Below are 2,708 nucleotides of genomic sequence, written 5' to 3' on the forward strand. Positions count from 1 at the left end.
CGCCGATGTGCCCGGCACCGGCAGCGCGGGCGACATCTTCATGCAGAGCATGTTCCCGCTGCACTCGGGCCGCATCATCGGCACCGCCGGCCGGGTGCTGATGTCGATCATGGGCGTGCTGATCGCCATGTTGTGCGTCACCGGCGTGCTGATCTGGGCGCGCAAGCGGCGCGCGCGCACGCGGGTTGCGCCTCAGACCGCCGTGGTCTTGCGCACCGCGTGCTCCCACTGCGCCATCAGCTCTTCGGCGCGGGTGCGCGACATGGTCGGGCGGAAGGTGCGATCCACCTGCCATTGCGCGCTGAGTTCGTCGAGGTTGTTGTACACACCGCACGACAAACCGGCGAGGTAAGCGGCACCCAGCGCCGTCGTCTCGATCACCTTCGGCCGCACCACGGGGATGCCCAGCAAATCGGCCTGGATTTGCATCAGCAAGTTGTTGACGCAAGCGCCACCGTCCACTCGCAGCTCAGCCACCGGTGAGCCACCCGCGTTGACCGCGTCGCGGCTCATGGCTTGCAGCAGCGCCGCACTCTGGAAGGCGATGCTCTCCAACGCGGCGCGGGCGATGTGGGCCACCGTCGTGCCACGCGTGAGGCCGACAATGGCGCCGCGCGCATCGGCCTTCCAGTAGGGCGCACCCAGGCCGGTGAAGGCCGGCACGAACATCACGCCGCCGCTGTCGGGCACGCTTTCGGCGAGCTGCTGCACCTCGCCGCTGGCCTTGATGGCATGCAAGCCGTCGCGCAGCCACTGCACCACGGCGCCGCCGATGAACACGCTGCCTTCGAGGGCGAACTCCGGTGTTGCAGTCGGTTGGGCGGCGCTGGTGGTGATCAGGCCGTTGGTCGAGGTTTGAAACTGCGCGCCGGTGTGCATCAGCATGAAGCAGCCGGTGCCGTAGGTGTTTTTGGCAAGGCCCGCCTTGAAGCAGGCTTGGCCGAAAAGTGCGCTTTGCTGGTCGCCTGCGATGCCGCCGATGGGCAGCGAGGCGCCGAGCAGATCGGCACGCGTGTGGCCGTAGACATGGCTCGACGGGTGCACCGCCGGCAGCATCTCGCGCGGCACGTCGAGGATCTTCAGCAACTCGTCGTCCCAGGTGTTGCTGTGCACATTGAGCATCAGCGTACGCGAGGCGTTGCTCACGTCGGTGGCGTGTACTTGCCCGCCCGTCAGGTGCCACATCAGCCACGAGTCGACGGTGCCGAACGCCAGCTCGCCTTTGGCCGCAGCAGCGCGCGCGCCGGGCACGGTGTCGAGCACCCACTTGAGCTTGGTGCCCGAGAAGTAGGCGTCGATGATCAGGCCCGTCTTGTCGCGGAAGGTCGGCTCCAGCCCGCGCGCGCGCATGTCGGCGCAGGCCGGTTCCATGCGGCGGTCTTGCCAGACGATGGCGTTGTAGATGGGTTCACCCGTCAAGCGGTTCCACACGACCGTGGTCTCGCGCTGGTTGGTGATGCCGATGGAGGCGACCTGCCTGGCGCTGATCTTGGCGTTGCCAAGTGCCTCTTTGGCGGTGGCGAGTTGTGATTCCCAGATCTCCTTCGGATCGTGCTCCACCCAGCCGGGCTGCGGGTAGATCTGGCGAAACTCGCGCTGCGCCATGGCCACCACGTGGCCCTGGGCGTCGAAGACGATGCTGCGTGAGCTGGAGGTGCCCTGGTCGAGGGCGAGGATGTAGGAGTTCATTGCGCCACCTCGCATTGCACGCCGGCCTCGCTGAGCAGGGCCGGAAAAGGGTCCGGCGGCGGCGCGTCGGTGAACAGCATGTCGACCTCACTGAACCTTGCCAGCTTCACCATCGCCGGCCGCCCGAACTTGCTGTGGTCGGCCGCGAGCCACACCTCGCGCGAGTGTTCGATGATGGCGCGCGCCACCTTCACCTCTCGGTAATCGAAGTCTCGCAAGGTGCCGTCGGCCTCGATCCCCGAAATGCCGATGAGTCCGATGTCGACCTTGAACTGGCTGATGAAATCGACCGTCACCTCGCCCACGATGCCGCGGTCGCGCGAGCGCACCACGCCGCCGGCCACGATCACCTCGCAAGCCGGGTTGTCGCTCAGGATCGCCGCCACGTTCAGGTTGTTGGTGATGACGCGCAGGCCCTTGTGGTGCAGCAGCTCGCGCGCAATCGCCTCGGTGGTGGTGCCGATGTTGATGATCAGCGAGCAGCCCTCGGGCACCGCCTGCGCCACGCGGCGCGCAATGCGCTGCTTGGCCTGCTCGTTCAGCTGCTGGCGCTGGCGGTAGGCGATGTTTTCGGTGGTCGAGCTGGGCAAGCGCACGCCGCCATGAAACCGCGCGAGCAGGCCCGCCTCGGACAGCTGCTTCACGTCGCGTCGCACCGTTTGCAGCGTCACGCCGAATTGCTCGGCCAGCGCCTCCACAGACAAGGCGCCGCGGGCGCGAACTTCCTGGATCAACAAGGCTTGGCGAGGGTTGGGTGTCATGCAAGGGGGCCCGAAGAGGCCGGTTTTTGCTCGCGAGCGTAGCCGAACCCCCCACGCCCGAAATGCTGGATTGCGAGCTTGCGCAGCTTTCGTTTGTCGGCTAAAAAGAAAAAAGAGGAAAACAAACGAACACAAACCGAACATGCCTGTGATGAAATCGTCGCCCTGCCGCACACCGGCGAGCCGGCATTTCTGCCCAGCGAACGAACGGTGATCGTTTTCCATCAGGAGACCACTTGAACCACCCGCACCCGGGCG

The 2,708-nt window shown here is 66.1% G+C and carries 3 protein-coding genes and 1 pseudogene; 2 read left to right on the forward strand and 2 right to left on the reverse strand.

All coding sequences use genetic code 11. The features are described from left to right. Window positions 1-190: pseudogene (locus RMO40_RS04140) on the forward strand (PepSY domain-containing protein); the annotation flags it as partial. A 2-nt stretch (window positions 191-192) separates the two neighbouring features. Here RMO40_RS04140 and glpK read toward each other — a convergent pair. Both glpK and RMO40_RS04150 read right to left on the reverse strand, forming a co-directional pair. Continuing rightward, window positions 193-1,689: a glycerol kinase GlpK gene (glpK, locus tag RMO40_RS04145; RefSeq protein ID WP_309716713.1), complete on the reverse strand. Its 1,497-nt coding sequence runs from the start codon at window positions 1,687-1,689 to the stop codon at window positions 193-195. Beyond that, window positions 1,686-2,450, reverse strand: a complete 765-nt coding sequence (locus RMO40_RS04150) for a DeoR family transcriptional regulator (protein ID WP_309716716.1) — start codon at window positions 2,448-2,450, stop codon at window positions 1,686-1,688. Before RMO40_RS04150 ends, glpK begins: the two co-directional genes overlap by 4 nt. 78 nt (window positions 2,451-2,528) lie before the next feature. Here RMO40_RS04150 and RMO40_RS04155 point away from each other — a divergent pair, with 78 nt between their 5' ends. After that, window positions 2,529-2,690, forward strand: a complete 162-nt coding sequence (locus tag RMO40_RS04155; RefSeq protein ID WP_309716719.1) for a hypothetical protein — start codon at window positions 2,529-2,531, stop codon at window positions 2,688-2,690. Window positions 2,691-2,708: the final 18 nt, after the last annotated feature.

The organism is Rhizobacter sp. (genome assembly GCF_031412075.1).
In the GTDB taxonomy this organism is placed as follows: domain Bacteria; phylum Pseudomonadota; class Gammaproteobacteria; order Burkholderiales; family Burkholderiaceae_C; genus Rhizobacter.

Coding starts and splice junctions, on each gene's coding strand:
- glpK (WP_309716713.1), bottom strand. CDS start 1,689: ATGAACTCCTACATCCTCGCCCTCGACCAGGGCACCTCCAGCTCACGC.
- RMO40_RS04150 (WP_309716716.1), bottom strand. CDS start 2,450: ATGACACCCAACCCTCGCCAAGCCTTGTTGATCCAGGAAGTTCGCGCC.